Genomic DNA, 21,680 nt, shown 5'->3' with positions numbered 1-21,680 from the left:
CGTGATAATTGTCGTTCAGATCGTCCTCGTCCTCGCGGTAATCCTCGTCTCCCTCGTGCTGATGCGCGGCGGCAGCAACGCCCGGCACCTGGCCATCCGCCGGATCCTGCTGGGCATCTTCGCACTGGTTGCGGTGCTGTCCATCTTCTTCCCCCGGATCCTCTCCGATACCGCGTCCTTCCTGGGCATCGGACGGGGGACGGACCTGGTCCTGTACGGCGTCATTGTCTGCTTCTTTGTCTACATGGCCACCACCTATCAGCGTTTCCGGCATATGGAGACCTCGCTGACCAAGCTGGCCCGGCGGCTCGCGGTGGACGAGGCCGTCACTCCCGAGGCACACGCGGAACGTGTGCTGCGCGGGCGGGGCAACGGCGCCGACGTCGACCTCTAGCCCAGCGAAGGGACCCAGCAGCACCGTGCCGACCCCGATGTCGATCGCCTTTGTCGTGAACAACTACCCGCCGCACGTCGGCGGAGTGGAATCCCATGTCTCGTCGCTGGCCCGCAGCCTGGCCGGCCGCGGCCACCGCGTCACCGTGCTGACCCTGGCCGTGGGGCCCGACGCCGCACCGGGGAGCGGGTGGGAGGACGGCGTGGAGGTGGTGCGCCTGCCCGCCACCCCCGCCCTGGCCGACGTTTTGGCGCTGCCCCTGCCCGGTGCCGCCCGCAAGGTCCGTGCGGTCCTGCGCAGCCGCGGTGTGGACCTGGTCTCCACGCACACCCGCTTCTTCCCGATGTCCTTCATCGGTGTCCGGGCAGCCCGCGCGCTGGGACTGGCGTCCGTCCACACCGAACACGGCTCCGACCACGTGCGCGGAGTGTCCCCGCTGATCGGCCTGGCCAGCAGGATGGTGGATCAGACCCTGGGGCGCAGCGTGCTCCGACGTGCCGGCCGTGTGCTGGGCATCTCGGAGGCGGCGGCCGCCTTCGCCCGCTCGCTGTCCGGGACCGACGTCGGCACCTTCCACAACGCGATCGACACGGAACGGTTCAAGCCCGCCCCCGGAACCCTCCCGGCCCAGCGCGAAAAGCTCGTGTTCCTCGGCCGGCTGGTTCCCGGCAAGGGCTGGGACACCACGTTGGAAGCCGGCGAGGCCGTGCTGGCCAAGCGCAGCGGGGTGGAACTGCACTTCATCGGCGACGGACCGCAGCGCAGCGACCTGGACGCAGCCGTGGCGGCGTCGCCGCACCGCGAACGCATCTTTGTGCATGGCTTCCTGTCGCCGGAGCAGATCCGCCCCCTCATCACGGGCGCCGTCCTGCTCAACCCCACCGTGCTGGCGGAGGGGTTCCAGACAACGTTGCTGGAGGCGGTGGCCGCCGGCGCGGCTGTGGCCAGTACGCCGGTGGCGGCGGCATCCTATCTGCAGCGCCAGGGCGCCCCGGTGCTGACCGTTGACGCAGCGGACATCGAAGCCTGGACGGTCGCGGTCCTGGACCTGCTGGACGCCCCGCCGTCCATGCCGGAGTCCATGCTGCTGCACAGCATGGACTGGCAGGGCCGCACCGATGAGTTCCTGGCGATAGCCGAGGAACTGACCCGCTGCTGACCCGTGCGGAACGGGGACGGGTTCCGCTGTCCGTGTTCGCCCGCCGGCCTGCGCCGGCTGCTGCCCGGACCCGGCCTGTGTACAGCACTTCAGAAAGCCTCTGCACAACGCTTGGGAAAGACGGAAGCGGTGTTCCGAAAGGAACACCGCTTCCGTCTTTCCCGCCGGCGGCCCGGCCGCGCGCTAGAGGCTGCCGGCTCCGGCGGCCGGGCGGTAGCCCTCGCTCTTCAGGCCGGTGCCCGGGTAATGCCAGGTGGCTCCGTCCGGCGTCACGGCGAGCAGGTCCCCGATCCGGTCGCCGGTGGTGTCACCGGTGCCGAGCAGATGGGCGAAGGAATTCCAGGCCGAGCCTGCCGCTTCCGGCGCAGCCAGCGTGCCGCGTCCGGTACCGCGGTACAGCAGCAGGGTTCCCGCCGGGTCGCGGGCGAGGAGGTCCCTGGTGCCGTTGCCGTCGAAATCGCCGGGTGCGGTGAGGCCGAGGCCGGCCCAGCCCCCGGTGCCGATCCGCACGGCCCGTCCGTAGCCCTCGTTGCTGCCGGAGACCTTCCCGGTGCCGTCATAGCGCCAGAGGGTGCCGTCCACGTGGCGGGCGATCAGGTCGGCCCTGCCGTCGCCGGTGAGGTCGCCGGTGCCGAGCAGCTGGGAGTAGATGTTCCATCCGCGGCCGATCCGCACGGCGGCGCGGTAGCCTTCATTCCCGCTTCCCACCTTGCCGGTGCCGGCGTAGAACCACAGGCCGCCGTCGGGCGCACGGGCAATGAGGTCGGCCCGGCCGTCGCCGTTGAAGTCGCCGGGGCTGAGCACCTCGGCGTACATGTTCCAGCCGGAGCCGATCCGCACCGGGTCGGCGTGCCGGCCGTTGCCGGTGCCGCGGTGGAACCAGAGGGTTCCGTCCGGACGGACGCTCAGCAGGTCGGGGCGCTTGTCGGAGTTGAAGTCGCTGACGCTGATGACGGACGCGCCGCGGACGATGCCCCGGGACGCGCTGGGGGTTCCGGCCTTGTACCCTTCGGAGATCGTGCCGGTGCCCGCGTAGAAGGTGAGCGCCCGGTTCGACGCGCGTCCGACGAGGTCCGGCCTGCCGTCGCGGTCGAAATCGGCTCCGCCATGGATCTCGGTAAAGATGTTCCAGCCCTGTCCGATCCAGGGACCCGGCGCGAAGCCGCCCCGGCCGTCGCCCTTCAGCAGCCGCAGCCGGCCGTCGCCGACCCGGACCAGCACGTCGTTGCGCTTGTCGCCGTCGAAGTCCCGGACACCCACCATCTGGGTGTACTCGTTCCATCCCGAGCCGATCTGGCGGGAGGAGCCGTGGCCGCCGTTGCCGGCGCCGGAGTAGAGCAGGACCCGCCCGTCGCGGGTCCGGGCCAGCAGGTCCGCCCTGCCGTTGCCGTCGACATCGCCCGTGCCGATGACCGCGTTGAACGCCTCCCAGCCCTGAGTGCCGATCTTGCGGGCCGGCTTGTAGCCTTCCTGCTTGGCGCCGGTGTTCACGACGCCCGTGCCGGAGTACAGCCACAGGCTGCCGTCAATGTGCCGCGCGAGGAAGTCGTTGCGGCCGTCGCCGTCGTAGTCGCCCGTGCCGATGAACAGGTTGTAGATGTTCCAGCCCTGCCCGATCCGTACCGGCGTCCCGAACCGGCCGTTGCCGGTGCCGGGGGAGAGCCACAGGGTGCCGTCGTTCCGGCGGGCCACCAGGTCGCCCACGCCGTCGCCGTTGAGGTCTCCGGGGGAGAAGACGCGGTGGGCGCGGTCCGGGACCTGGTTGCGGACGAACCAGGACAGCTCGTCGTAGCTGCCCTTGAAGACGTTGGAGTCTCCGGGGAAGGGCCCCGTTGAGCTGTACTGCCAGACCGTGTAGTCGCCCCAGCCTGCGGGCATGGTTCCCGCTCCCGCGGTGCTGTAGCGCGCGATGTGCAGGGGATGGTCGGCAAAGGCCGTGGAGTTGCCGGTGCACCTGTTCCACCAGTCAGCGGTGGTGTAGATCATGGGCACCCGCCCGGTGCGGGCCTTGACGGTGTTCGAGAAGTCCCGGATCCAGGAGACCATCTGCGCCGGCGTGAAGTTGTAGCAGGTGTTCCCGTACCGGGGGTACGGGTTGTATTCAATGTCCAGCAGGGGCGGCAGCGTGCGGCCGTCCGCCGTCCAGCCGCCGCCGTTGTTGATGAAGTAGTTCGCCTGGGCGGCGCCGGAGGACCCCGCGGTGGGGATCGCGAAGTGATAGGCGCCGCGGAACATGCCGGCGCTGGAGGCGCCGTTGTACTGGCCATTGAACAGCGGGTTGCGGTAGGAGTCGCCCTCCGTGGCCTTGACGTAGGCGAACCGCGAGCCGGCGTTGTACTCCCGGACCCAGTCGACCGAGGGCTGGTGGCTGCTGACGTCCATGCCCTGCACGCCGAAATTGGGCCGCCAGGTGGCCAGCGGCTCCGCCACGGACCGGGCTGCACCGCCGTCGGCAGCGCTGTACGGCGTCGCGACGCCGTCGATGAGGGTCTGGGCGAGGTCGAGCTCGGCATCCGTCGGCTCCTGGGGATCGCCGGTCTCGCGCAGCCGGTCCAGGCCCTGGCCCATGCGCGCGCCGTGCTCCCGGGCCAGTTCATCCGCAAGGCGCTGTTCGTCGGCCGCGGTGTCCTCAGCTTCGTCGCCTTCGGGGTCTTCACCGGCGGCGGGCGGTTCGGTCGGTGCGGGGGATGCGGGCGCGGCCGGCGCCGGCTCCCGGCTCCCGGCGGTTTCACCGACGTCGGGGACGGGCTGCTGCACATCGGGGGCAGCCGGCTGGGTGGTGGCCGCGACGTCGGGGAGAACGCTCTGGGCCGCGCCGTCCTGGGGCGTAGGAGCGGTTTCCTGCGCGACGGCGGGCAGGGTTCCGGCGATGAGCGTTCCGGCCAGCAGCAGGCCGCCGGCCGTTTTGAGTCCCCAAGTGTTCACAGTGTCTCCAGAGCGTTAGTGATAAAGCTCGACTGACGTTACCCGAGAGGCGCTTGGGGTAAAGGAGAAGCGCGCTAAACAAGGGGGACTCGGAACGGAATCGTAATCCCGCCGTCGGCACCGGCCCGCCTTCCACGGCCGGCCCCGGCACAAGGTGCTCAGGTGCCGGGCTGTGGTGTGCCGCCGGCTGCGGCGGGTCCGAACCCGAAGGCGTAGCGGACCAGGCCGAGGCCCGCCCCCACCCCGGCCGTCGAACGGGGCTGTCCGCGCAGCAGCGTGAGTGCATGCAGCCGTGAGGTCCAGTGCAGGCGGGCCGCCCGCTCGGCGCGCGGCCAGCCGAGCTCGTGGAAACGGCGCGCCTGCTCGGCGAAGAAACTGCCCTCCTCGTGGAAACGGCGCCCGTCGACGGCGCGTTTGGAGGAGTCGGACTCGGCGTGCCGGCGGTACTGGAACGCCACGGCGGGCTCCAGCAGCAGCTGGTGGCCTTCCGCCACCAGGTCCATGAGCAGCGCCAGGTCCTGCACGACGTCGTACTCGGGGCGGAAACCAATTCCCCGGACAATGTCCGTCCGCCACGCGAGGGAGGGAAAGTAGTGCCAGCCGGCATGCATCAGGCTAGCCGCGAGCCGCTCGCCCCCGAGCAGGCGGCGGGTCCGCGCGCGGGGCCGGACGACCGTCTTGATCCGGTCGGTCAGCGGATTCCAGACCTTCCCGTCGCCGTCGATGACCTCGACGCCGGGCTGCACGGCGACGGCCTCGGGGAAGCGTTCCAGCGCCGCGTGGACCAGGGAGAGGTAGCCCGGAAGCATCCGGTCATCGGAGCCCATCATGACGAAGTACGGCGCCGTGGCCTGGGTCAGGGCCAGCTGGAAGTTGGCGTTGGAGCCGATGTTCCGCCCGTTGACCTGGTACTCGATCCGGGGATCGTTCAGCCCCTGCAGCCACGGCGCGGGGTCTCCGTGCGGATAGGCGTCATTGATCACCAGCAGCCGCCAGTCCTCATGCGTCTGGCCCAGGACGCTGCGCACCGCGTCCTGCAGGAGCGGGATGCTGCCGTAGTACGGAAGGAGCACGTCGACGGTGGTCATCAGGGGCCTCTTTCGCTGGTTCCTGTTCGCTGGGGTCCTGTCGCGCGCCGCCCGTGACGACAGCCGCCGAGACCGGAAGCACCGCGACCATACGCCGGGACGGCGGAGGCCACAACAGAAACCGGCATGTTCTGTTGGCGATGTTCCGGTTGGGTCCTGACCGCTTTCGATGGGCGGGCACCGCCGCTCCGGAAAGCGGCGGTGCCCGCCCGCGCGGCCGACGGAGTATCGTGCTCGCATGTCAGAGGAGCATCCGGCGGCGACGCGAAGCGCCGGCAGGGCCATTGGTCTGCGCGGTGCATCGGGAGTCGGCACGGCTGCGCTGTTCTCCGCATTCTCCGGGTTCGTCGTGCTGTTCATCGCGGCACGCGTGCTCACGCCTGCCGAAAACTCCGAGTTCCTCGCCTTCTGGGGCGCCCTGTTCGCGGTCGTGGGAATCCTGTACGGCGTCATAGCGGAAACCACCCGGGCGGTCGGCAGCACAGTGGTGGCAGGGGCCGCCGGGGGCGGGCAGCAGGAGGGCGCGCCGGTGCTCGGCGCGGCACTGATCACCGGGACGGCGCTCGCGGCAGCGGTGGCAGCGGTCGGCTTTCCGACCGCACAGACGGTCTTCGGTCCGCACGGGCCGGCCATCGTGGCGCTGCTGTGCGGGTCCTGCATCGTCTACGCCGTGCATGCAGCGCTCGCCGGGGCCCTGCAGGGCCGGGGGGACTGGAATCCGTACACGAAGCTCGTGGGACTGGAGGCGCTGCTGCGGCTTGCCGCCGTCTGCGTGGCAGCTTTGGCGGGAGGAGCGCTGTTTGGGTTGGAGGCGGCCAGCCTGGCAGCCCTGGCGGCAGCCCCGCTGCTGCTGATTGGTTCCCGCGGCGCCCGGCGGGCTGCCCGCGCCCGGGCCGATGTGCCCTTGCGTGCCCTGCTCCGGCAGACCGGCCATGCCCTGGTCTCGGCCGCGTCCTCAGCCGCACTGGTCGTGTCGTTTCCGCTCCTGGTCAAGCTCACGACACCCGCCGCGGACTACGAGCTCGCTGCGCCGCTGCTGCTGGCCATCTCGTTGACCCGGGCCCCGATCATGCTTCCGCTGCAGGCGTTCCAGGGGGTGGCGCTGACCGCCGTGCTGCGGGCACGGGACCAGGGAGCGGGGGCGATCCGCAAACCGGTGGGCATCGTCCTTGCCGCCGGCGTGCTGGGAGCCGTCCCGGCCTGGCTGGCGGGGCCGTGGCTGATGACCTTCTTCGGCCCTGACTACCGCGTATCCGGCTGGGTTCTGGCGGCACTGACTCTCGATGCTGCGCTGATTGCCCTGCTGACCCTGTCCGGCACGGCCCTGCTGGCCCTGGGGCGGCACAGGACCTACGCCCTGGGCTGGGCGCTGGCCACGGTGGTGGCGGTCGGGTTCCTCCTGCTGCCCGGCAGTACGGAGCTGCGGTGCATCCTGAGCCTCACGGTCGGACCGGCGGCCGGCGCACTCTTACACTTTGCCGTTCTGGCCCGCCGGGGACGGCCCGCAGCATAGTGCACAGCGGCAGCGCAACGGCCTGATCCACAGCCGCAGATGCCACCCTCGCGCACGGGCATCCTTTGCCCTACCCTCTGGTCCTGCAGCGGCCGGACGGCTTTTTGGCCGCCGTGGCAAGACAGGCGTAGGCAGATATCGGGGGACACGGGGGATGGGCGCATGGATGCCGTCGGGATAGTCGAGGGGGAGGTCCGCGAGCTGATCCGGACGCGCGGGCTGGACCCTCAGCGGCAGCCGGCGGAAGTCCGGCGGCTGGTGGACGAGGCACTGAGGGACTACGACGAGCGCTCGCTGCTGGGGCGGCTGCCGCCCCTGGGACAGCTGGAGCAGGTGCGCAGGAGGGTACTGGACTCCGTGGCGGGGTTCGGCCCGCTGCAGCCCCTGCTCGATGATCCCGACGTGGAGGAGATCTGGATCAACGCCCCGGCTGAGGTCTATGCCGCCCGGGGCGGGCGGGCCGAGTTGACGCCGCTGACCCTCACGGCCGAGCAGGTCCGGGACATCGTCGAACGGATGCTCAAGAGCTCCGGGCGGCGGCTGGACCTCTCCACCCCGTTCGTCGACGCCGCCCTGCCCGACGGCTCGCGCCTGCACGTCGCCATTCCGGACATCACCCGCCGCCACTGGGCCGTGAACATCCGCAAGTTCATCGCCCGGGCCAGCCGCCTCGAGCACCTCGTGGAACTGGGCACGCTCACCCCACAGGCCGCCAGGTTCCTGTCCGCGGCGGTCGCCGCCGGCCTGAACATCCTGGTATCCGGGGCCACCCAGGCCGGCAAGACCACCCTGCTTAACTGTCTGGGAGCCGCGGTGGGGCCCGGGGAGCGGGTGATCACCGTCGAGGAGATCTTCGAGCTGCAGCTGCCGGTCCGCGACGTCGTGGGCCTGCAGTGCCGCCAGCCAAACCTGGACGGGGTGGGGGAGGTCCCCCTGCGGCGGCTGGTCAAGGAGGCCCTGCGGATGCGTCCGGACCGGATGATCGTCGGTGAGGTGCGTGAGGCCGAAAGCCTGGACATGCTGATCGCCCTGAATTCCGGACTGCCGGGCATGTGCAGCATCCACGCGAACAGTGCCCGGGACGCCGTGATGAAGCTGTGCACGCTTCCCCTGCTGGCGGGCGAGAACATCTCCAGTGCCTTTGTGCTGCCCACGGTGGCCGGCAGCATCGACCTCGTAGTGCACTGCATGCGCCTGCCTTCCGGCCACCGCACCGTCACCGAGATCCTGGCGCTGGGCGGACGCGTCGAGAACGGGGTGATTGAAGCCGGTTCCGTGTTCCGGACCATTGACGGCCGCCTGCAGGTCACCGCGGCGTCCTTTCCCGCTCCGGAAAAGTTCGCCCGGGCCGGATACGACGTCGGCGCGCTGCTGGAGGCTGCATGAGCGCGGCGGCCGGGCTTGGGCTCGGCCTCGGACTGTTCCTGCTGTGGTGGTCCTGCTGGGCGGCCCCGGCGATCGCACGCGAGCACCGCCCCGGCCGCCTTGCGGTGATGATCACCCAGTCCGGCATTGAACGGCTGACGCCGGGCGGGCTGATCTGGGCCTGCTGTGCGGCAGCCGTGCTCATGTTCCTGGTGTTCCTTGCCGTCACGGCATCCATCCCGGTGGCCGCCTGCTTCGCGCTCTTCGGGGCCGCGCTGCCGCCGGCGCTCGTCAACTGGCAGGCCTCCCGCCGCCGCGGCCAGCGTGAGCAGCTGTGGCCCGAAGCGGTGGACCACCTTCGATCCGCCATCCGCGCCGGGCTGCCGCTGCCCGAAGCGCTGGGAGAACTGGGCAGCACCGGTCCGGAGGACCTGCGGGGCCCCTTTCGGGAGTTCGCGGCCGACTACCGGGCCGGAGGACAGTTCTTTCCCGCGCTGGACAACCTTAAGGAGAGGCTGTCCGACCCCGTGGCGGACCGGATCATCGAGGCCCTGAAAGTGACCCGGGATGTCGGCGGCTCGGACCTGGGCCGCCTGCTGGGAACCCTGTCGACCTTCCTGCGCGAGAACGCACGCACCCGCAGCGAGCTGCTCGCCCGGCAGTCCTGGACGATCAACGCCGCCCGGCTGGCCGTGGCGGCCCCGTGGATCGTGCTGGTCCTGCTGTCCAGCCAGCCGGCGGCAGCAGCCTCCTACAGCACTCCCGCCGGGGCCGCGGTACTGGCGTTCGGTCTGGTGGTCTCCGTGGTGTGCTACCGCCTGATGCTGCGCATCGGTGCGCTGCCGCAGGACGAGCGGGTCCTGCGGTGACGCCGCTGCAGAGCACCACCTCACTGCTCGGGCTGCTGCTGGGCGCCGGTCTCTGCCTGGTTGGGGCACGGCTGCCGTTCCTGCGGAGGACCGAGTTCGCCGAGCGGATATCGGCGCATATCCGTCCGGCGGCGGGGAGGTCCCGACTCCTGCCGGCAGCCCGGGACCTCACGCCGTTCGGGCCGCTGGAGCGGGTGCTGCGCCCGGTGCTGCGTGATTTGGTCCTGCGCCTGAACCGGATCAGCCCGGCCGGCAAACCGCTCGGCATGCGGCTGCAGCGCGCGGGGCTGCGGCAGGGAGTGCTCGACTTCCGTGCCGAGCAGGTCCTCTGGGCCGGGCTCGGCCTGGTCGTGGGCGGGGCAGCCGCCGTCGTGCTGGCCGGAGCCGGCCATATCGGGGTGACGGCGGTCCTGGTGCTGACCGCGGCGGGGGCGGTCCTTGGCTACCTCTTTCGGGATTACCTGCTCGGGGTACGGATCCGTCGCCGGGAAGCCAAGATGCTGGCGGAGTTTCCCGCCCTGGCGGAAATGATGGCGCTTTCCGTCGGCGCCGGTGAGAGCGTGGCCGCCGCCCTGGAGCGGATCGCCCGGACCGCGCGGGGAGAGCTCGCAGGAGAGTTCAGGGAGGTCGTGGTCCAGACCCGGTCGGGGGTGCCGCTGATCCAGGCGCTGCGCGGTTTTTCGGACCGGCTGCAGCTGGACCCGCTGGCCAGGTTCGTCGACGGGGTGTGCGTGGCGATGGAACGGGGCACTCCGCTGGGTGATGTGCTCCGTGCGCAGGCCCAGGACGTACGCGACCTCGCCAAGCGCGAACTGATGGAGGCCGCCGGTCGCAAGGAGATCGCGATGATGGTCCCCCTGGTCTTCGGGGTGCTGCCGCTGACAGTGCTTTTCGCGGTCTTCCCGGGGCTGGCGCTGCTCAGGCTGGGTTTTTGAGGTGCTACACAAACAACGATCGAGGGGAGGCCTGCGATGGGCCGGATGAAAAGGGCGATGGCGGTACCGGGAGAGCTGGCGGCCGTCGCATGGCTGCGGCTGCTGGCGGCGGCACGGCCGAAGGACAGCGAGCGCGGCGACGTTCCCGGCTGGGTCATGGTGACGCTCATGTCAGCGGTGCTGGTCGTCGCGCTGATCGCGGTGGCACAGCCGCTGCTGAAGGACCTGTTCGAAACGGCGATCCAGCGCGTCCAGAATGCCCAATGACCGGCCGTCTCCATCAGCACGCCGCGACACGCACGACCGGGGCTCCGCGGTCGCCGATTTCGCGATGGTTGCCGCACTGCTGACCCTGGTTTTCGCGGCGGTCCTGCAGCTGGCCCTGGCGATGCACGTGCGCAACACCCTGGTGGACGCCGCGTCCTCCGGCGCCCGCTACGGCGCCCTGGCTGACCGAACGCCCGAGGACGGGGCACAGCGCACGCGGGACCTGATCGGTTCGACCCTCGGCGAAGGCTACAGCCGCGGAGTCAGCTACGACGAGCACTACTCAGAAGGGCAGCGGCTGCTGCAGATCCGCGTCCAGGCGCCCCTGCCGGTGGCCGGACTGCTGGGACCGGACAGGGTCCTGGAGGTGACCGGGCATGCGCTGTGGCCTGCGACGGCGCCGTAGCCGGCCCGCCGACCGCCGCCGGGAGCACAGCGGGGAGGCAGGCAGCGCGGCCGTGGAGTTCGTTTTCCTCGGCGTGCTGCTGCTGGTGCCGGTGGTCTATCTGGTGCTTGCCGTGGGATCGATCCAGGGTGCGTCGTACGCAGCTGCCGGTGCCGCGGAACACGCGGCGCGGTCCTACGCCGCTGCGGCCGGTCCCGAGGAGGGCGAGTCGGCAGGACGGCAGGCAGCGGCGGTCACGCTGGCGGACTTCGGCTTCGGGGTCGCCGCACCGGAGGTCTCCTTCAGCTGCGCCGACGCCGCCTGCCTGGAAGCCGGAGGCTACGTGACGGCAAGGATCGCTTTCCAGGTTCCGCTGCCGCTGATCGGTGCGCTGCCCGGAATGGAACAGGGGCCGGTGGAGGTTTCCGCGACGTCGACCCAGCGGGTGGAGAAGTACAGATGACCGGGCTGCGGTACGGCCGCCGGAGGCGCGGCAGCAGCGGCGGGATGGACGGGCCTGCGGCGACGCCGGCCGTCGGATCCCGCCGGCGCGGCGTCGGCGTGGGCGAGGAGGGGCAGGTGACGGTGCTGGCGCTGGGCTACGCCGTGCTTGCGCTGCTGGTCGTTGCCGTGGTCCTTGGGGTCTCGGCGGTCTACCTCGAGCACAAGCGGCTGCTGTCGCTGGCTGACGCGGCCGCGGTGGCCGCAGCCGGGTCTTTTACGCTGACCCAGGAAGCGTCGGGTGCCGCCGGACCGGGCGTGCGCCTGCAGTCGGAACGTGTGCAGGCCGCCGCCCGCGAACACCTGGCCAGGTCCCCGGAAGCTGAACGCTTCAGCGACCTGTCCCTCGGGCCCGGCACCGGCTCACCGGACGGACGGACCGCGGTGGTGGAGCTGTCCGCCGTCGCCCACCCGCCGGTGGTGAACTTCCTGGTTCCCGCCGGGATCCCCATCGAGGCGGTCAGCGATGCCCGCGCCCGCCTGACGCGCTAGCCGCGCCCGGCTGACCACGCCGGCCCGGCCGTCGCACCGGCCGATCGCTCCGACATCGACGGCGGTGCCCGCAGACACCGTACCCGGCGGGTGGAAGACTGGCGGCAGGGCGGACCAACCGCTTACCTGCAGGGCAGCAAACGCCGATAGGACCGGGAGAAGCCATCACCCGTCACACCTGCCAGGAGAGGAATATGAGCCGCTTGCCCGCAGCCGTGCTGCCGTTCCTGCTGGGGGCGGTCGCAGCGGGAGTCGGCTACGACCTCGGCACCTACAGCGACGGCCGCGCAGCCGTCGACGCCCTGTACCGGGACATGGGCGAAGGCTCCGGTCCGCTCGGCGACCCTGTCGAGGGCACCCGGTGCAGCAAGGGCATCCACGGCTGCGTCCGCGGGTTTGAGCACGGGTTCATCGCCTGGACCGCGGACACCGGCGCCCAGCCGGTCCAGGGCGCCATCGGTGCCGAATGGGGTGCCGGAGGCACGCGGGGCCTGCTCGGCCTGCCGCTCGCCCCCGAAACCTGCGGGGACGGCGCATGCAGCCAGCAGTTCCAGCGGGGCCGGATCTCCTGGAACGCGGCGGACGGAACCAGGGTCGCCCGGGCGATCGACGATCCGGCGGACGTCCGGGTGGTGGTGAACAAGCAGCGCCCGCTGGTGCCCGCCGACTGGGCTCCCGGCGACCTGGGCGCCGTGGACGGCCAGCCCCTGCGCGTCGAGGCGGCGCAGGCACTGCAGCGGCTGATCGACGACGCCGCAGCCGAAGGCGTGCCGATCCGGGCGATCAGCGGCTACCGCCCGCAGCATGTGCAGGACGGGCTGTACCGCAGGTACACCGCGCTCTACGGCCAGGCCACGGCAGACGCCATTTCGGCCCGGCCCGGGCACAGCGAACACCAGACCGGGCTCGCCGTCGACATCGGCAACCCCGACGGCGCCTGTGCCCTGCAGGCCTGTTTCGACCAGACCCCTGCAGGGCAGTGGGCCGCCGCCAACGCCCACCGCTACGGGTTCCTGATCCGGTATCCGGCGGGTGCGGAACCGGTGACCGGCTACGCCTACGAGCCCTGGCACCTGCGCTACGTCGGGATACAGCTGGCCGGGGACGTCAGGGCCTCCGGCGCCGCCACCCTCGAGGAATACCTGGGCCTGCCCGCAGCGCCGGGGTACTGACATCTCCCACCGGCGCAGGGGTGCCGCTCAGCGGCCCAGGACCGTGCGCGCCCTGCGCCAGAGGCCGGCGGGGCTGCCCGCACCGCTGTCCGCCTCGGCGTCGGCCGCGCTCCGCCGGGAGTACAGGGCGTCCGCCTCGGCGCGCTTGTCGGCGGTGAGGGCCGCCAGGTTGCCTGCCAGCGGTCCGCGCCGGACCGGCATGCGCAGCGGCCCGCCGTCCTCGAGGGTCCATCCGCTGCCGATCGCCGTCAGGGAACCGTGCTTGACGTCGTAGTAGCCCGGACGCACGCTCAGGGCGATGCCCCGCGCGCCGGCCGCGGCGGCCAGCAGGTGCAGGTGGAACCGTGTGGTGATCCACTGCTGGTTCGGACCCACGGGCAGCCCGTGCCGCCAGACGTGGGAGAAGGGCAGGAACCGATCCTCCGGTATCAGGTCGGCCAGCTGCTCGTACGCGGCGTAATCGACGCCGGGAATGGCCTCCAGGTACCGGACGTCCTTCCCGTCGTCGACGGCCTGTTGAATCATCGGCCGCACGGTGCCGATGATCTCCTCCATCCGGCCCGGAGCGGCCAGGTCGGACTGGATGCAGACCATCAGCCCGCTCGGGGCGCCGGGAGCAGCAGCGGCCACCGCGTCGGAGGCCGCCAGGAAGGCATCGTCGAGGCGGGCGGGAATGCCGAATGTTTCGGCGCTTTGGCGGTCACGGGCGGCGGCGTAATCGAAGCCCTCGAACAGGGTGCCGGGATCCCCGGCCCCCTCGGCCACCGGCAGGAGCCCCTGACCGGTCGCGTACAGCCGGGCTCCCGACACGCTGCGCACGGCCTTCATCGCGGCAACCAGCCCCAGATGCTGCGGCCAGATGCCGTTGATGTACCCGCCGCCGATCAGGTGGAGGGAAGACGCTTCACGGACCTGCATCAGCCCGAGGTCGTAGCGCGGGGATCCGAAGTTCCGGACCAGGGTGCCGATGCGGTCCGCGGCCTCATCGAGGGGCAGCGAGCTGTGCTCGCCCATCAGCCGCCACAGCGTGTTGGTCACGCGCAGACGGGGATGGAGCCCGGCAAAGAGGTGCTGGGCGCTGCCGGGATCGGGGCTGTCCAGCCAGACATCGGTGTCCGGATCCACCTCGGCCAGGTACCGCAGCCACGCTGCTGCAATGAATTCGTCACCGAAATTCGGGTACCCGGCAGAGCCGATCAAGTAGTGCGGGCGAGTATCCATCCAGCCAGACTAACCCGCATCCGGCCGTCGGAACGGCCAACGCCCGGGCACAGGGAATCAGGACGCTTTGGCCTGCCTGCGGGCGGCCGGATAGTGGCCCCAGCCGCCGTGATCAATGTCGACGATCTGCCCGTCTTCGCCGTAACAGAAGGTCACCGGTTCGCCGAACTGCTCACAGCCCTCATCCGGGCACTTGTCGATGAGCTGCCCGGAATACTCGTCCGCGAAGGTGCGCTCCCACTCGTCCACCTTGCCCATCGCCCAGCCGTCGCCGGCCTCGGCCAGGTCCTGCAGCTCCTCCAGGGAGTAACGCCGGCCCGGCTCGGGATGCCGCACGTCGCCGTTGTGTGTGTTGGTGCCTGCCGTCATCGCTGCACTGACTCCTCACGCTTGTTGCTGACGCCCACTAATCTACTCCCGGGCGCCGACACCCCCTGCCTCCGGGCCCGGCGCGTCGGCGGCCGCCGGACCGGGCCCGCGGCTTCACCCCGCCACCGGACGAAGGCGATGGCGTAGTCTGGAGGAACCATGGCAGAAATCGATTTTTCCGCGGAGATCCGCGCCCTGCGTTCCACCTACTCGTCCATTGAGGAGGTCTCCAACGTCGAGGCCATCCGTGAGGACATCGAAGAGCTGAGCGAGATGGCCGGCGTCCCGGACCTGTGGGACGACCCCGCGGCCGCGCAGAAGATCACCTCCAAGCTTTCCCACCGCCAAAGCGAGCTGGAGCGGCTGGAAAAGCTGGCGGCGCGCATTGACGACCTCGAGGTGCTCGTGGAGCTGGCACAGGACGAAGCCGACGAGGACAGCCGCGCCGAAGCTGCGGCCGAACTCGAGTCCCTGCGGAAGGCCCTGACCCAGCTCGAAGTGGTGACCCTGCTCTCCGGCGACTACGACGAGCGCGAGGCCGTCGTCACGATCCGTGCCGGCGCCGGCGGCGTGGACGCCGCCGACTTCGCCGAAATGCTGCTGCGCATGTACCTGCGCTGGGCCGAACGCCACGGCTACCCGACCCAGGTCCTGGACACCTCCTACGCCGAAGAGGCCGGACTGAAGTCGGCGACCTTCGAGGTCAAGGCGCCCTACGCGTACGGCACCCTCGCCGTCGAGGCCGGCACCCACCGCCTGGTGCGGATCAGTCCCTTCGACAACCAGGGCCGCCGCCAGACGTCCTTCGCCGCGGTCGAGGTCATTCCGCTGATCGAGGCCACCGACCACATCGACATCCCCGACAACGAGATCCGGGTGGACGTCTTCCGTTCCTCCGGCCCGGGCGGCCAGTCCGTGAACACCACCGACTCGGCGGTGCGCCTGACCCACATCCCCACCGGCGTCGTGGTCTCCATGCAGAACGAGAAGTCGCAGCTGCAGAACCGCGCCGCCGCGATGCGCGTGCTGCAGTCCCGCCTGCTGCTGCTGAAGAAGGAGCAGGAGGACGCCGAGAAGAAGGCGTTCGCCGGCGACGTCAAGGCCTCCTGGGGCGACCAGATGCGCTCCTACGTGCTGAATCCCTACCAGATGGTCAAGGACCTGCGGACCGAACACGAGGTCGGCAACACCTCCGCCGTGTTCGACGGTGAAATCGACGACTTCATCGACGCCGGCATCCGCTGGCGCGCCCACGGCAGCATCCCCGCCGCAAAGTAGCGCGGGGCCCCGCTCCCGCTCCAGTTGCCGTGCCGGCTGAACCGGCGGGCCTTCCGCTCCGGGCCGGCGATCCGTGCTAGGAATGCGCCACAGGCCGGCCGCGGATGCGAACCGCTTTCCGCCGCTGCCGGCGCCGCGCGGCGAAGGGAGCAGTCCGATGACTCAGGACAGGCTGGCGGGCCTCCGGGTGCTGGTCACCGGGGGAGCGGGAGGCATCGGTGCGGCCTGCGTCCGTGCCTTCGCGGAGCAGGGCGCGGCGGTCACCGTGGCCGACGTCGACGGCGACGCCGCGGGGAAGGTCGCCGACGACGCAGGCGGCACCGCCTGGACGGTGGACCTGACGGACACCGGGGCGCTGGAGCAGCTGCAGCTCGACACCGACGTGCTGGTCAACAACGCCGGCATCCAGCGGGTGGCCCCCATCGAGGAGTTCGACCCCGGGGCGTTCCGGCTGATCCACCGGCTGATGGTCGAGGCGCCCTTCCTCCTGATCCGCGCCGCCCTGCCCGGCATGTACGCGCGCGGTTTCGGCCGCATCATCAACATCTCCAGCGTGCACGGGCTGCGGGCCTCGGCCAACAAGTCGGCGTACGTCAGCGCCAAGCACGCCCTCGAGGGGCTGTCCAAGGTCTGTGCCCTGGAGGGCGCAGCCCACGGCGTCACGTCCAACTGCATCAGCCCGGCCTATGTCCGCACGCCCCTGGTTGAAGGGCAGATCGCGGATCAGGCGCGGCTCCACGGCATTGCGGAGGAGGAGGTGCTGGCGCGCATCATGCTGGCGGAGCAGGCGGTCAAGCGCCTGGTCGAGCCCGACGAGGTCGCCGCCCTCGCGGTCTGGCTCGCGGGCCCGGACGCCGGGATGGCCACCGGAGCGTCGTACCCGCTCGACGGCGGCTGGAGCAGCCGGTGACCGCCGGTCCCGTTCGGCGACACACGCAGCCGAACGCGACGGATTCTCCTGCGGTGCCGATATAGTCGACTAGCCGGTGCCCCATATCCCGACCCAGGCCCGTGCCCCGGCCGCAGAAGATGGGCACAAAGAGCCATGATCACATTTGACAACGTAACCAAGGTCTATGACCGTACCTCGCGTCCGGCGCTGAGCAACGTGAACCTGGAGGTCGATCGGGGCGAGTTCGTCTTCCTGGTCGGTGCCTCCGGCTCCGGCAAATCGACCTTCATCCGCCTCGTGCTCAAGGAAGAGCACGCAACCCGCGGCACGGTCTACGTGGCCGGCGCCAACGTGGCGCGCATTCCCGGCTGGCGGGTGCCGCGCCTGCGCCGCAACATCGGCGTCGTGTTCCAGGATTTCCGGCTGCTGCCCAACAAGACGGTCTTCCAGAACGTGGCCTTCGCCATGCAGGTGATCGGCCGCAGCCGCGCCGTCATCCGGGATTCCGTCCCCGAAGTGCTCAAGACCGTGGGCCTGGAAGGCAAGGATGGCCGGCTGCCGCATGAGCTGTCCGGCGGCGAGCAGCAGCGCGTGGCAATTGCCCGCGCGATCGTGAACCGCCCGGGCATCCTGCTGGCCGACGAACCGACCGGAAACCTCGATCCCGCCACGTCGCTGGGCATCATGAAGGTCCTGGACCGGATCAACCAGAACGGCACCACCGTGGTGATGGCCACCCACGACGACGACATCGTCAACGCCATGCGCAAGCGCGTGGTGGAGCTGCGCTCCGGCAAGGTGGTCCGCGACGAGCGTGAAGGGATCTATCTGGGTGAGCCGCCGGCCGCCGACGCCGCCGCCGAGACGGCCGCGGCCGGCGATCCCGGCAGGCCCGCAGACGACGGCGGTGCCGTCACCGGTAAGGGGAACACGGAATGAGACTTGCCTTTGTCCTGGGGGAGATCGGCTCCGGCATCAGGCGCAACCTCTCGATGGTCGTCTCGGTGGTCCTGGTGACCTTCGTGTCGCTGACCTTCGTGGGGGCCGCGGCGATGCTGCAGATGCAGATCGGCCAGATGAAGGGTTACTGGTACGACCGGGTGCAGGTTGCGGTCTTCCTGTGCGTGGACGAATACTCCTCGCCCAACTGCTCGGGCGGCGCCGTGACCGACGAACAGCGCGAGGCGATCGAGGAACGCCTGACCTCCCCGGCCTTCGCGGAGTACGTCGACACGGTGCACTACGAGGACCAGCAGACGGCGCTGGGCCACTTCCAGGACCAGTTCGCGAACTCACCCATCGTGGACCAGGTCACGGCCGAACAGCTGCCCGAGTCCTTCCGGGTCGGCCTGGTGGACCCGGAGAAGTACGAGGTCATCAACGAAGCCTTCTCCTCGATGCCCGGCGTCGATGAGGTCAGCGACCAGCGTGAACTGCTGGAGAAGGTCTTCTCCGTGATGAACGGCGCCTCGGTGGTGGCCGTCCTGCTGGCCGCCGTAATGCTCGTCTGCGCCATCCTCCTGGTGGCCACCACCATCCGCCTCTCCGCCTTCAGCCGCCGCCGGGAAACCGGCATCATGCGCCTGGTCGGCGCCTCGAAGGCCGTGATCCAGCTGCCGTTCGTCCTGGAGGGCGTCATTGCCGCGGTGATCGGGGCGCTGCTCGCATCGGTTACCCTATGGGGACTGGCCCGGTTCGGCATCACCCGGCTGGCCGAGATGTATCCCGACACCGCGTTCATCTCGGCGCAGCAGGTGCTGCTGCTCAGCCCTGCACTACTTCTTCTCGGCGCGCTGCTTGCGGGGGTATCCTCGCTCTTGACGCTCCGGCGGTACCTCAAGGTGTAGGCGGATGCAGCCACGAATTTGCGGTACACAGAAACATCGAATGAACACTATTGGGGAGCCGTTGGTATGCAGGTAGCTGCTGGTAAGCGCCGGAGCGCGCGGATGCTCGTGGCGTGGCTTGCCGCTGCCCTGGCACTGGCACTGGTGATGCCCTTCAGCGGCACCGCCGAGGCGGACGAGCTGGATCAGCGCAAGGCGGAGCTCGACGCCGCCCAGCAGCAGGTGCAGGCCGAGTATGAATACCTCGACGCCGACATCGCCCGGACCGTTGCCGAGCTGTCGCTGCTGCGCGGCCAGCTGCCGGCCCGCCAGGAGGCCCTGACCGCTGCCGAAGGGCGCGTCGACGTCGCCGCAGCCAAGGTGGCGGACCTCCGCGACCGGCTGGCGCTTGCCCAGGAGACCCGCAACTCGCTCACCGCCCAGATCGAGCGGGACGCCCAGGCCATGACCGAGGCCGAGCGCAAGGTGGGGCAGATTGCCAGCCAGGCGTACAAGAACGGCGGCATGCCGTCCAGCCTCTCCCTGATGCTGGGAGCCGACGGCGCCGAGAGCCTCAGCGGCTCCATGGGCCTTGCCGAACACGCACTGCGGAACCAGAATGCCGCCCTGGCTCGACTGTCCGAGCAGAACGCCACCAACGTGAACTCCGAGGCCCGGCTGGCCGCGGTCGAAGAGGAAATCACCGACCTGGAGAACCAGGCCACCGCCGCGCTGGAGGCCGAGGAGGCAGCACGCAGCGAGGCGGCAGCCGAGAAGGAGAAGCTTGACGGGCTCATCGGCGAGACCGAAACGCTGAACAACCAGCTGGAGGAGCAGAAGCCGGCCATCCAGGCCAAGCTCAGCAATATTCAGGCCCAGCAGCAGCAGGTCACCAACGACATTGCCGAGCGGCAGCGGCGCCAGCTTGAAGAGGCCCGGCGCGCCGCCGAGGAAGCCGCCCGCCGCGCGGCCGAGGAAGCCGCCCGCAACGGCCAGGGCGGCGTCGCCCCGCAGGCGCCGGTGGCTCCGTCCGCACCGAGCGCCTTCGGCCTGCGCCACCCCGTCAACGCTCCGATCTCGTCCGGGTTCGGCTGGCGGGCCACACCGGCGGGCACCATCGATTTCCTGGGCAGCGGAGGCTATCTGCACTCCGGCATCGACTACGGCGCCCGCTGCGGCACCCCCGTCTACGCTCCGGCAGCCGGCGACGTCTGGCGGGCGGACCAGGGCGGCGGGGAAATGATCGGCACGGGCAACCGGGTGGTCCTGAACCACGGGGTCATCGGCACCAACGTCCTGGCCACGAACTACTACCACCTGAGCAGCTTCACGGTCTCGGTGGGACAGTACGTGCAGGCCGGACAGCTGATCGGCTACGTGGGCACCACCGGTAACTCCACCGGCTGCCACCTGCACTTCGAGACCATGCTCAACGGCAGCCTCGTCGATCCGATGGGCCTGCTCTAGCCGCGCCGCCGCACGGCCGCGTCCGGGCCCGGGGGAGGGCAGGGCCTACAATGGAGAGTCCTGCACCCCGGAGATAAAGGAGCGTTTCCGTGCCCAAGGAAAGTGGCCGGAAGGTCGTTGCGACCAACCGCAAGGCCCGGCACAACTACGAAATCCTTGACACCTATGAGGCGGGGATGGTGCTGATGGGCACCGAGGTCAAGTCGCTGCGGGAAGGCCGGGCGTCCCTGGTGGACGGCTTCGGGACGTTCTACAACGACGAGCTGTGGCTGGAAGCGGCCTACATACCCGAATACCTCAACGGCAGCTGGACCAACCACGCCGCCCGCCGCCGCCGGAAGCTGCTGCTGCATCGGGAGCAGCTGGAAAAGATCGCGCAGAAGACACGGGAGACCGGCTTCACCATTGTGCCGCTGCAGCTCTATTTCGTGGACGGACGCGCCAAGGTGGAGATCGCCGTCGCCCGCGGCAAGCGGGACTACGACAAGCGGCAGGCCCTGCGCGAGCGGCAGGACAACCGGGAGGCGCAGCGCGCGATGCGGGAGAAGAACCTCGGATGAGCGGTACCTTCTGGGAGCCCCAGGAAGAGGAAGAGACCGAGGCAAAGACCCGCATCCCGCTGTGGTGCTGGCCGGTCATCGTCCTCGACCTGCTGCTCGTGCTGGCCCTGGCCCCGGTCGCGATCCTCGTCGTCGTGCCTTTCTTCGCCGTGTACTGGATCGCGCTGGCACAGTTCGTCGTCTGGATTTCGCCGCTCCTGGTGGCCCTGAACGTCGCCCAGTTCGCCTGGGCATTCCGGCGCCGGCAGGCGGGAATCACCGGCCTGTCCATCCTGGGCGTGCTGATGGCCGTGGTCGCCTGGATCCTGGTGCTGGCCTGGCAGGCGCCGGTGGTCGTCTTCGGAGTCCAGCTGTAGCCGCCGGGAATACCCTCCGACCGGCGTAGGTTATACTGGGTGTCCGCGCTTCGGCGCGGCGCAGCCGGGAAACCGGCCGCGGTTGGCAACTGAATACGGGGATGATCGGTTTCGACGATGTTTGTCGCGACAGGGGAAGCGGGCCGAGGATGCAGAGTTATCTCGTAAACGCTCTCTGCAAACCAATAAGTGCCGAATCCAAGCGCACTGACTTCGCTCTCGCTGCCTAAGCAGCGGGCATAGTCCGTCAGCCCGGGGATGCTCTCGCCCCGGATCCTGGCGTCATTTAGAGAGCCACTGCTGGACACCTTCGCCGTCGGGGTGTCCGGGACTCTTAGACGGCTGGGCCCGGATCAGCCACTCGTTCGCGAAGATGGCTGGGGCCAAGAAAATCCGACGCGGACTGCGCCCGGAGAAGCCCTGACAACACGACATCGGACGGGGGTTCGATTCCCCCCATCTCCACGAGAAAGGCCCCGGATTTCCGGGGCCTTTTCCGTGCCCGGGAACAGGGCCCGAGGTCGCCGCGGCAGCCGTGACATTTGTCTCCCGGGGCGCCCCTGCCGCCTCCCGCGGGCCCGGGCGGCGGGGAAGCAGCCGTCGGCTTGGTAAGCTGGTAGCCGGCCAGCCGCGGACCCGCCGGGCT

General features: G+C 70.1%; 22 protein-coding genes and 1 other RNA gene. 19 read left to right on the top strand and 4 right to left on the bottom strand.

Annotation, left to right across the window (positions count from 1 at the left end; all coding sequences use genetic code 11):
• The first annotated feature begins 1 nt into the window (after position 1).
• Positions 2–394: a DUF2304 domain-containing protein gene (locus AC5RV6_RS00820; protein ID WP_494005390.1), complete on the top strand. Its 393-nt coding sequence runs from the start codon at positions 2–4 to the stop codon at positions 392–394.
• Positions 395–419: 25 nt separating this feature from the next.
• Positions 420–1,553 (top strand): glycosyltransferase family 4 protein, encoded by a 1,134-nt coding sequence (locus AC5RV6_RS00815; protein WP_494005389.1) that lies wholly within the window; start codon positions 420–422, stop codon positions 1,551–1,553.
• A 183-nt stretch (positions 1,554–1,736) separates the two neighbouring features.
• Here AC5RV6_RS00815 and AC5RV6_RS00810 read toward each other — a convergent pair whose 3' ends face one another.
• Together AC5RV6_RS00810 and AC5RV6_RS00805 are read right to left on the bottom strand one after the other, a co-directional pair.
• Positions 1,737–4,478: a GH25 family lysozyme gene (locus tag AC5RV6_RS00810; RefSeq protein WP_494005388.1), complete on the bottom strand. Its 2,742-nt coding sequence runs from the start codon at positions 4,476–4,478 to the stop codon at positions 1,737–1,739.
• Positions 4,479–4,636: 158 nt separating this feature from the next.
• Positions 4,637–5,566 (bottom strand): glycosyltransferase family 2 protein, encoded by a 930-nt coding sequence (locus AC5RV6_RS00805; RefSeq protein WP_494005387.1) that lies wholly within the window; start codon positions 5,564–5,566, stop codon positions 4,637–4,639.
• 238 nt (positions 5,567–5,804) lie between these two features.
• Here AC5RV6_RS00805 and AC5RV6_RS00800 point away from each other — a divergent pair, with 238 nt between their 5' ends.
• The 9 genes from AC5RV6_RS00800 to AC5RV6_RS00760 all read left to right on the top strand — a co-directional run bounded on the left by AC5RV6_RS00800 (position 5,805) and on the right by AC5RV6_RS00760 (position 13,065).
• Complete coding sequence (locus tag AC5RV6_RS00800) at positions 5,805–7,079, top strand: hypothetical protein (protein ID WP_494005386.1); 1,275 nt, start codon at positions 5,805–5,807, stop codon at positions 7,077–7,079.
• 162 nt (positions 7,080–7,241) lie between these two features.
• Positions 7,242–8,465: a TadA family conjugal transfer-associated ATPase gene (locus tag AC5RV6_RS00795; RefSeq protein WP_494005385.1), complete on the top strand. Its 1,224-nt coding sequence runs from the start codon at positions 7,242–7,244 to the stop codon at positions 8,463–8,465.
• Positions 8,462–9,313 carry a type II secretion system F family protein gene (locus AC5RV6_RS00790; RefSeq protein ID WP_494005384.1) on the top strand — a complete coding sequence of 284 codons (852 nt, stop codon included), beginning with the start codon at positions 8,462–8,464 and terminating at the stop codon, positions 9,311–9,313. Before AC5RV6_RS00795 ends, AC5RV6_RS00790 begins: the two co-directional genes overlap by 4 nt.
• On the top strand, positions 9,310–10,248 hold the full coding sequence (locus AC5RV6_RS00785) for a type II secretion system F family protein (RefSeq protein ID WP_494005383.1): 939 nt from the start codon (positions 9,310–9,312) through the stop codon (positions 10,246–10,248). Before AC5RV6_RS00790 ends, AC5RV6_RS00785 begins: the two co-directional genes overlap by 4 nt.
• A gap of 57 nt (positions 10,249–10,305) precedes the next feature.
• Positions 10,306–10,515 (top strand): hypothetical protein, encoded by a 210-nt coding sequence (locus AC5RV6_RS00780; RefSeq protein WP_494005382.1) that lies wholly within the window; start codon positions 10,306–10,308, stop codon positions 10,513–10,515.
• Positions 10,505–10,921, top strand: coding sequence for a TadE family protein (locus AC5RV6_RS00775; RefSeq protein WP_494005381.1), 417 nt, complete (start codon positions 10,505–10,507; stop codon positions 10,919–10,921). Before AC5RV6_RS00780 ends, AC5RV6_RS00775 begins: the two co-directional genes overlap by 11 nt.
• Before the next feature lie 52 nt (positions 10,922–10,973).
• The gene (locus AC5RV6_RS00770) at positions 10,974–11,363 is read left to right on the top strand and encodes a hypothetical protein (RefSeq protein ID WP_494005380.1); all 390 of its coding nucleotides are present in this window, start codon (positions 10,974–10,976) and stop codon (positions 11,361–11,363) included.
• Complete coding sequence (locus tag AC5RV6_RS00765; RefSeq protein WP_494005379.1) at positions 11,360–11,893, top strand: pilus assembly protein TadG-related protein; 534 nt, start codon at positions 11,360–11,362, stop codon at positions 11,891–11,893. The genes AC5RV6_RS00770 and AC5RV6_RS00765 overlap by 4 nt, the downstream gene beginning before the upstream one ends.
• A 194-nt stretch (positions 11,894–12,087) precedes the next feature.
• Complete coding sequence (locus AC5RV6_RS00760) at positions 12,088–13,065, top strand: D-alanyl-D-alanine carboxypeptidase family protein (RefSeq protein WP_494005378.1); 978 nt, start codon at positions 12,088–12,090, stop codon at positions 13,063–13,065.
• 27 nt (positions 13,066–13,092) lie between these two features.
• On the opposite strand, the gene AC5RV6_RS00755 is transcribed toward AC5RV6_RS00760, so the two are convergent.
• Positions 13,093–14,286 (bottom strand): polysaccharide pyruvyl transferase family protein, encoded by a 1,194-nt coding sequence (locus tag AC5RV6_RS00755; protein WP_494005377.1) that lies wholly within the window; start codon positions 14,284–14,286, stop codon positions 13,093–13,095.
• A 57-nt stretch (positions 14,287–14,343) separates the two neighbouring features.
• Entirely contained in the window at positions 14,344–14,655 is a 312-nt protein-coding gene (locus tag AC5RV6_RS00750) for a hypothetical protein (protein ID WP_494005376.1), read from the bottom strand.
• 159 nt (positions 14,656–14,814) lie between these two features.
• Here AC5RV6_RS00750 and prfB point away from each other — a divergent pair, with 159 nt between their 5' ends.
• The 8 genes from prfB to ssrA all read left to right on the top strand — a co-directional run bounded on the left by prfB (position 14,815) and on the right by ssrA (position 21,502).
• Complete coding sequence (gene prfB, locus AC5RV6_RS00745) at positions 14,815–15,933, top strand: peptide chain release factor 2 (protein WP_494005375.1); 1,119 nt, start codon at positions 14,815–14,817, stop codon at positions 15,931–15,933.
• Between the two features lie 157 nt (positions 15,934–16,090).
• Positions 16,091–16,843, top strand: coding sequence for an SDR family oxidoreductase (locus AC5RV6_RS00740; RefSeq protein ID WP_494005374.1), 753 nt, complete (start codon positions 16,091–16,093; stop codon positions 16,841–16,843).
• A gap of 135 nt (positions 16,844–16,978) precedes the next feature.
• Entirely contained in the window at positions 16,979–17,764 is a 786-nt protein-coding gene (gene ftsE, locus AC5RV6_RS00735) for a cell division ATP-binding protein FtsE (protein WP_494005373.1), read from the top strand.
• Entirely contained in the window at positions 17,761–18,672 is a 912-nt protein-coding gene (gene ftsX / locus AC5RV6_RS00730) for a permease-like cell division protein FtsX (RefSeq protein WP_494005372.1), read from the top strand. The genes ftsE and ftsX overlap by 4 nt, the downstream gene beginning before the upstream one ends.
• A 66-nt stretch (positions 18,673–18,738) precedes the next feature.
• Entirely contained in the window at positions 18,739–20,118 is a 1,380-nt protein-coding gene (locus AC5RV6_RS00725; RefSeq protein ID WP_494005371.1) for a peptidoglycan DD-metalloendopeptidase family protein, read from the top strand.
• Between the two features lie 89 nt (positions 20,119–20,207).
• Complete coding sequence (smpB, locus tag AC5RV6_RS00720) at positions 20,208–20,678, top strand: SsrA-binding protein SmpB (protein WP_494005370.1); 471 nt, start codon at positions 20,208–20,210, stop codon at positions 20,676–20,678.
• Positions 20,675–21,034 carry a hypothetical protein gene (locus tag AC5RV6_RS00715; protein ID WP_494005369.1) on the top strand — a complete coding sequence of 120 codons (360 nt, stop codon included), beginning with the start codon at positions 20,675–20,677 and terminating at the stop codon, positions 21,032–21,034. The genes smpB and AC5RV6_RS00715 overlap by 4 nt, the downstream gene beginning before the upstream one ends.
• A 97-nt stretch (positions 21,035–21,131) precedes the next feature.
• Positions 21,132–21,502, top strand: a transfer-messenger RNA (tmRNA) gene (gene ssrA, locus AC5RV6_RS00710).
• The last annotated feature ends 178 nt before the right edge of the window (positions 21,503–21,680 follow it).

The organism is Arthrobacter saudimassiliensis (assembly GCF_059090665.1).
The sequence above is the reverse complement of the archived record's forward strand: the minus strand, read 5'-3'. Positions and strand labels throughout refer to the sequence as shown.